The sequence below is a fragment of the Mycobacterium sp. genome (assembly GCF_032162605.1).
GTDB lineage: Bacteria > Actinomycetota > Actinomycetes > Mycobacteriales > Mycobacteriaceae > Mycobacterium.
Genome location: NZ_JAVROT010000165.1, coordinates 1 through 7,288 on the forward strand (window position 1 = coordinate 1; position 7,288 = coordinate 7,288).

Sequence of the window (7,288 nt, forward strand, 5' to 3'; positions counted from 1 at the left end):
CCGACGACTCTTCGGGGGTTCGCTCTTCAACTTCAAACACGAAGCGTGGTTGCCCCGTCTGCGCGCACTGCAACCGGTGTTCACCAGGAAACAGGTGACACAGTTCGCTGGCCACATGTCCGAGAGCGCGGACCGCTTCTCGCAGGGGTGGTGCCACGGCGCGGAACTGGATCTCGATCGGGAGTGCCGCAAGTTGACCGTGGAGGTGTTGGCTCGGTCGGTGCTCGGCCTGGACCTCGAGGGGCGGGCCGATCCGCTCGGCGAGCCGCTCCGCACCGGCCTCACTTACGTCACCGATCGCGCCTCACGACCGGTGCGGGCCCCGTCCTGGCTTCCGACCCCCGCCCGGCGCCGGGCGCGCGCCGCCAATGCTGCCCTCCATGGACTCGCCGACGACGTTCTGCGCGCCTGTCAGGCCGACCCGAATCGCGATGCGCCACTGGTTCGCACCCTCATCGCGGCCACCGACCCCGAGACGGGACAGCCGTTGTCCGACGAAGACATTCGCCACGAACTGGTCGTCTTCATGGCGGCGGGACACGACACCACCGCGACGATGCTGGCGTACGCGTTGTGGGCGCTGGGTCACCGTCCCGAGCTTCAGGAACGCGCTGCATTCGAGGTCGCCGCCCTTGGCGACCGCCCCTTGACTGCCGATGACGTCCCGCAACTCGAATACATCGTCCGGGTGCTACACGAATCATTGCGCCTATGTCCGCCAGCGGCAGCAACGAATCGAATGGTGATGCAGGACTTCGATGTTGACGGCTATCGCGTCACGTCCGGCACCATGGTGATCGTGGGGATCTACGCCATGCACCGCGACCCCAACATGTGGGAGAACCCGCTGGAGTTCGACCCCGACCGGTTCGCACCGGAGAACTCCAAGAACCGGGATCGCTGGCAATATCTGCCGTTCGGCGGCGGGCCGCGGTCTTGCATCGGCGATCACTTCACCATGCTCGAAGCAACCCTCGGTCTGGCCGCCATCATCAGGAACGCCGAAATCGAGTCGCTCGACGACGACTTTCCGCTCGCCGTTCCGTTCACGATGGTCGCCGGTGCGCCGATCCGGGCGCGCGTACGGCCGCGGAGCTAAGCCGACGTGGACTCGGCTGGACTCGGCTTGTCGGAGGGCGTGGGAGGCTGCCCCGTGAAGCAGCCACGGTATTCGCTGGGCGTTGTCCGCAATGCACGGACGAAGTGGTGTCGGTAGGTGACCGTTGACTCGAAGCCTACCCGGGTGGCAACCTGCTCGATGGATAGCGAGGACGACTCCAGTAGTTCCAGACTCGCCTGAATTCGTTGTGCGATCAGCCATTTGATCGGGGTAGTTCCGGTCGCCTTGGCGAATCGTCGTAGGTAGCTGCGCCGCGACAGCGTTGACTGCGCGGCCAGCTCATCCAGGGTGATCGGTGCATCGAGGTTGTCAACCGCCCATGCCATTCCGGCCGCAATCTGACCGTCGGTCGTGGGCTCGGGCACCGGAGTCTCGATGTACTGAGCCTGCCCCCCGGCGCGGTGTGGTGAGATCACCAGCCGTCGTGCCACGTCATTGGCGATTCGAGCGCCATGGTCGGAGCGCACGATGTGGAGACACAGGTCCAGACCCGCGGCGCATCCCGCGCTGGTGAGCACGTCTCCTTCGTCGACGTAAAGGGGCACGGGATCGACGTCGATCTCGGGATACCGCTGTTGAAGTAGATCCACGTATATCCAGTGGGTAGTGGCCGACCGGCCGTCGAGGACTCCGGCCGCGGCTAGGGCGAATGCACCAGAGCAGATGGACACCAGCCGAGATCCTCGTTCGGACGCCGTCTTGATCGCGTCGACGAGTTCGGGGGACACCGGCGCCAAAGTGTCTCGAACACTGGGGATTATCACTGTGTCTGCTGTCGCCAAGTCAGCCAGACCGTAGGACGTGCGCACGGTGGCACCGCCCATCATTCTGACTTCGGGTTGCTCGGAGCAGAGCTTGACCGTGTACCAGGGCCTTGGGATGCCTTCGGAGAATTTTTCGGAGAGTTCGGTGATCCCGAAGATCTCGGCAGCCACACCCGACTCGAAACCGGACATGCCGTCGTAGGCGAGGATTGCCACGGAATGCATGTCACTATCTTAACGACTATCGGCCTTAGTGCCACTGTTGATCGGTCGGCGCACCGACCATGCTTGAAACATGTTGTACAGACGACCAGCTCGCTGGATCCGGATCAGGCGCCAACGCACGTTCCAACTATTGACTGACATTGCCGCCGGCATACACGCCGCCAACGGGCTCGCGCATGGCGTGCAGCCGTCCGGCAGGTCAAGGGCGCGCGCTGAACCCACAATCGATTCCGGCTCACAACGAGCGAAGCCCCGGCTGCACCGGACCCGGTCTCTAGGAGCGAGGAAGCGACGCACCTTCCGCACACTGATCACTTGATCTAATGCCCGCAGGGCTGCTGCTGACCGCTCCGTTGGTCGACTGCCGCCGGTGCACCTCAACGTCGGTACCGAAGATTTCTTCCTTCAGGTGGAAACGCTCCGCCACCGTTCGGGCCCTGCTGACCGGCCTAGCTGGAGGGCACGTCCCGCTCAGCCACGACGGTCTGGACGCCGCCGGCCAAAGCAGACAGGTCTCACACCTACGCAGCCTCCTCGAGCACAACGGTCCGCTCCCGCAACGCGATGAACCTCTCGCGCGTTTCCAGACCTGGCTGGGCTGCAACTCGACGCGACCCGGGAACCAGCCGTTCGAGCCCCCGTCGAACAGTTCGCCACCTGGCATCACCCGGGTGGTCTCGCAGCCTATTCAAGGCGACTCTGATGTGCCCGTGAGCCCATTCTTGACATGCAGCAAGCTTTTTCAAGGGCCTGGCGGGCGTACGCCGTCGGAGCCCGCCCGCCCGGGTGGATACGCGGAAATCGAATATGTGGCTTTACCCGGTAAGACCGCATATCCCTACAATGGTGTGCGCCAAGTATTTTCGTGTGCGATCGAGATGCCGATATATTGGCTGCTGTCGTGACAGTTACGCAGCCTCTAACCGTTTTCGAGGTCGCCCACGTCAGATGTAGGTGCATCGCCGATGATTCATCAGATGAATCACTCCTTGACGTGAGGAGAATCGACGATCCGCCCGCTGCATGCCCTCGGTCCTGAGCATCGGTCTTTTTGCAGTCGGCGTCACTTGCCGCCGAGTGGGATGCTGATATGCATTGACGTTCCGCTCCCCGGGGGACTCGTGATTTCCATGTGGCCGCCCAAGGCCTCAACGCGGTCCTGTAGCCCGATGAGCCCAGACCCTTTGCCGAAATCGGCGCCGCCGATGCCGTCGTCCCGAATCAGTAGTCGTAGGGCCGCATCGTGGGTGTCGGCACACACGTTCACCAGCGAGGCCGCGGCGTGCTTGGCGGCGTTGGTCAGCGCCTCGGCCACCAGGTAGTAAGCGGCGACCTCTATGGAGTCGGGTAACCGGCGGTCAAGGGTCAGGTCGAGGTCCACCGGAACGCTCGAGCGGCGCGCTAGCGTCTTCAGCGCCGGGCCAATCCCGCCCCTGGACAGAATCGCTGGGTGAATTCCGCGGGATATCTCCTGGAGATCTGCTGAGACGCCGGTCAATCCGGCCAGCACCTCGGCAAGCTGGCCTCTCAGCTATCGAGTTCGGGGGGCACCGCCTCCTCGGCCACGCGCAGTTGCAGCCCCAATGACACCAGCCGTTGCTGGGCCCCGTCATGCAGGTCGCGTTCCAGACGGCGGCGCGCTTCATCACCCGCTGTGACGATGCGCGCGCGAGAGGCAACGAGTTCGGCGCGGGTGGCGGCATTGGCGATCGCGGTAGCGACCAAGTCGGCGAAATCACCGATGCGCGCCTCCGTGTCTGCTGGCAGCGCGTCGGGCGCCCCCGAGCCGACGGCCGCCATCCCCCACACCCGTTTGTCGACGATGATCGGTACTGCCACCGTGCACCGAAGGCCCATCTCACGTAGCCGTTCGGCGATGGAGCCAGGAGCGCGCTGTAACTCCGAACTGTCTAGACGCGCGGGCCGACCGGTATGAAACACCCGCGATGCGATGCTGTCGCCCTCCAATGTGTGGCGCTCGCCGACAACCGGCTTGTGCTCCATTCCCGGCTCAATACGAGCCAGGGCCAGAACGGTCACCGTGTCACCATCGAAGCGGTTCACCGACGCGTTGCCGGCATGCAGGCAACGGGCCATCGCCTCTGCCACCGCCGCGAACACCTCCGATGGAGATGTTCCGCGCGCCACCAGCGTCGCGACGCGCCGCAAAGCCGCCTGCTGCTCGGCGAGCATCCTCAACTCATCTTGACTCGCCTGCAGTTCCGATCGAGTGGCGGCGTTGGCGATCGCGGTTGCGACCAGATCGGCGAAGTCGCCGATGCGCGCCTCGGTGTCCGGCGGCATGGGCTCGAGGCCCCTAGACCCGACGATTGCCGCGCCCCAAAGGCGGCCGTCGACAATAACCGGTACTCCGACGATCGAGTGGATGCCCGATTCACGTATGCGTTCGGCTTCGGGACCGAGGGCGCGTGCGTGGTTGTCAATCCTGGCGGGTCGGCCGGTGTGTAACAGGCGAGCTCCGACGTCGTCTCCCGCCAACGGAATCCGCTCGCCAGTGACGGGCATTTCTGTGATCCCCGCCTCGTACTGCACGGCCACTACGAGCCCTGTGCCGTCGGGCTCGAAGCGCAGCAGGCCCGCGTTGACCACATGCAGAACACGTGCCAATTCGTTGGACACTGCGGCGAATACCTCCGACGGGCTCGCGCCACGCGCCACCAAGGTGGCCACGCGCCGCAACGCGGCTTGTTGGTCGGCGAGCTCGAGGTTGCGTTGCTGGGCCGCCCGTGACTCGACGGCACGAATTTCGGCTGCGTCGCGCTCCCGTATCGCCTTTTCGGAGGCGAGACGCTCGGTGATGTCGGTGAAGGCCAAGACCGCCCCCCGCCCGCCCGGCGTGTCGATCGGTGCCGACCACCACGCGATCGGAACATCGACCCATCGCGGCGGACGAACCACTCGTCGTCGCTGTGCACCGTTTCACCGGTCTGCCGGGGCCGCAACATCGGGCATTCCGCCTCCGGGTAGGGGGTGCCGTCGTGGCGCCTGTAGTGGACTGTCTCGTGGCTGGGCTTGCCCCGCAGCTCCCCGGGATCGTGGTAGCCCAAGGCGCTGCTCGCGGCCGGATTGGCGAACACAATGAAGCCCAGGTGATCGACAACCCACACTGGCTGCGGGACCTGTTCCAGGATCCTGGCCAGCAGTGCTTGCGGCGATGACAACTCACCCTCCCGGCCTTGGCGTCACACCACTTGACAGATCGCCAGGCAGGTCCCAGCTTACCGATGCCCGTAGGTGCGTTTGTAGTGCTTGCGCACGTTCGTCCCGACGGGGTGAGCGCGGTCAGCGGCATGGTGGCTGGGAGCCAGTCCGTAGATCGGTACCGAGCACCCGAGTTGTGTGGCGAGGTCGGTGATGAGTCTCCCGTGTGCGGATTGGATTTCGTTGACGTAGGCGCCACCGCGCAGATAGATGGCGATGGCCCTCGCCCGCCAGGACATGTCGCCCCGGCGCGCGGAGGCCACGGTTGTATCGCTCCTCATGCTCCGGCCTACCCTCATGCGGGCAGCGCGGCGACTATGCGGCCGACAACCTGGCGGCTCAGAAGCATCCCGAGGTGACCGACACCGCCGACCATTACGGTCTCCACGTCGGCGTGGGCCGGCACCGACCGGAGGCCGGGCACAATCATGTCGAGTGTGGCCGTGAATGCTAGCCACCGCACGCCGTCGGGTACCGGCGCGCAGGCGAGTCGGCGCAATAGTGGCGAACCTTCCCGCAGCGCCCGAACGACCGCCACGAACGGCAGCAGGTTCGCCCACGGCGAGCCCCCGAAGGGTGCCGCGAGGGTGACGACCCTGTCGACCTGCCCGGTGAGACGCCCGCCCGCGATGGCCTGCGCGATGACGACCCCGCCCAGGCTGTGTCCGACCAGATGCACCTTGTCCGCGCCGGTTTGAGACAACGTCCTCTCAACCTCGACGGCGAGCCGATCGGCGAGCTGCTCCACTGAGGTTCCGAACGGCGTGTAGGTGATCGCTTCGACGGTCAGGCCTCGGGCACGTAGGGCTCGCGCGAGGAAGGACCAGCTTGACTTCGTGCCCCCGAAGCCGTGCACGAGCAGCACGGGGCGCGCCGTGTGTGCGGTGTCCGCCTGGACAGGCGGCAACGTACCGAATGCAGGGTCGAAGCCGCCACCTGCCAGGTGCAGCGGCGCCTTCGCGACAAACGACGCCATCAGTCCCACTTCGTATGCCTGCACCACCGCGGCACGGCCAATCGTCCGAAGCAGCTTGCGCGCGCCCGGGATTGGGGCGAGCGGCGACATCATGTCTCGTCGTTTCTGCGCACCGCAGACCATGCCGATTGGTGCCCTCTGTTGACCTGCGCCCACGACATTTCTCACCCCTTTGTGTGACGGGTACCACATTGAGGATCGCCGTCGGCGGGTCGTGCGTCATCGCGGCCAGCCGCCATTGGCGTTTCGGGGCAGCCGGTGTCTCGCGCTACCTGCTAGCTGGAACGGGGAGCGACCCTGGGGGTGCCGACCATCACGCGATCGGGAACATCGACCCATCGCGGCGGACGAACCACTCGTCGTCGCTGTACCGTTTCACCGGTCTGCCGGGCCGCGACATCGGGCATTCCGCCACCGGGTTTGGCCGGAACCGAGGGTGGCAGACGAGCCGGAATCGTCATCCGGCCGACGGTGTGCCACGCGTGAGCACGCCGCGGCGGAGCGCACGACCAATGTTGGCCATGACCCGGTGCAGTACGTCGCAGGCGGCCCCACTGTTGGCGACGTGCATCAGCCGGTGATGCATGAGGTAAGCGTTCACGCGCCGGTCGATCGGCCAGTTGGCGTAGAGCTCTCCGGTGAATTCAGAACGAGAACCTTCCATGCGATAGCGTCCAACTCCTGCTCTGTCAGATCAACGTGACCGGCCAATGTAATCACCACTCGCGATTTGACGTGCTCGTGCCGCGCCGCTTTCCATCGTTCTGCTGCGTTGGTACTGCTCCCTCTCGTGTTCGTGTCGACGGTCGCTGCCTGCATTTCCCTGATCCTCGGCACGGTAACGCTGCGCCGGGCGGCGTTGGGCGTTCATGGCGATGAACGCGAATGAGTCAACGAGCGCCAAGACCACGGCCAGCACCAGCGCAGCGGCGCGAAAAGCCGGCGATCCCGGTAGCAGCAGCGCGACACCGGCGTAGGCCG

At 65.3% G+C, this 7,288-nt stretch carries 8 protein-coding genes and 1 pseudogene; 1 reads left to right on the forward strand and 8 read right to left on the reverse strand.

What is annotated here, in order from left to right; translation table 11 throughout:
* A partial coding sequence (locus QOI01_RS10035) for a cytochrome P450 (protein WP_526380422.1) occupies positions 1-1,099 on the forward strand: 1,099 nt, incomplete at its 5' end.
* On the opposite strand, the gene QOI01_RS10040 is transcribed toward QOI01_RS10035, so the two are convergent.
* The 8 genes and pseudogenes from QOI01_RS10040 to QOI01_RS10075 all read right to left on the reverse strand — a co-directional run.
* Complete coding sequence (locus QOI01_RS10040; RefSeq protein WP_526380424.1) at positions 1,096-2,109, reverse strand: GlxA family transcriptional regulator; 1,014 nt, start codon at positions 2,107-2,109, stop codon at positions 1,096-1,098. The genes QOI01_RS10035 and QOI01_RS10040 overlap by 4 nt on opposite strands.
* A gap of 1,063 nt (positions 2,110-3,172) precedes the next feature.
* Positions 3,173-3,619, reverse strand: a complete 447-nt coding sequence (locus tag QOI01_RS10045; protein WP_526380426.1) for a sensor histidine kinase — start codon at positions 3,617-3,619, stop codon at positions 3,173-3,175.
* Between the two features lie 17 nt (positions 3,620-3,636).
* Positions 3,637-4,944, reverse strand: a complete 1,308-nt coding sequence (locus QOI01_RS10050) for a GAF domain-containing protein (protein WP_526380428.1) — start codon at positions 4,942-4,944, stop codon at positions 3,637-3,639.
* A gap of 65 nt (positions 4,945-5,009) precedes the next feature.
* A pseudogene (locus tag QOI01_RS10055) lies at positions 5,010-5,291 on the reverse strand (PAS domain-containing protein); the annotation flags it as partial.
* 57 nt (positions 5,292-5,348) lie between these two features.
* Entirely contained in the window at positions 5,349-5,594 is a 246-nt protein-coding gene (locus QOI01_RS10060; protein WP_526380430.1) for a hypothetical protein, read from the reverse strand.
* Positions 5,595-5,626: 32 nt separating this feature from the next.
* A complete protein-coding gene (locus QOI01_RS10065; protein WP_526380432.1) occupies positions 5,627-6,397 on the reverse strand; it encodes an esterase/lipase family protein in 771 nt (256 codons plus the stop codon).
* Between the two features lie 367 nt (positions 6,398-6,764).
* Entirely contained in the window at positions 6,765-6,971 is a 207-nt protein-coding gene (locus QOI01_RS10070) for a hypothetical protein (protein WP_526380434.1), read from the reverse strand.
* 30 nt (positions 6,972-7,001) lie between these two features.
* A partial coding sequence (locus QOI01_RS10075; protein WP_526380436.1) for a hypothetical protein occupies positions 7,002-7,288 on the reverse strand: 287 nt, incomplete at its 5' end.

Bases quoted from the DNA above. Each gene is read 5' to 3' on its own strand.
- QOI01_RS10040 (WP_526380424.1), bottom strand. From the start codon at position 2,109: ATGCATTCCGTGGCAATCCTCGCCTACGACGGCATGTCCGGTTTCGAG.
- QOI01_RS10070 (WP_526380434.1), bottom strand. From the start codon at position 6,971: ATGGAAGGTTCTCGTTCTGAATTCACCGGAGAGCTCTACGCCAACTGG.
- QOI01_RS10065 (WP_526380432.1), bottom strand. From the start codon at position 6,397: ATGTCGCCGCTCGCCCCAATCCCGGGCGCGCGCAAGCTGCTTCGGACG.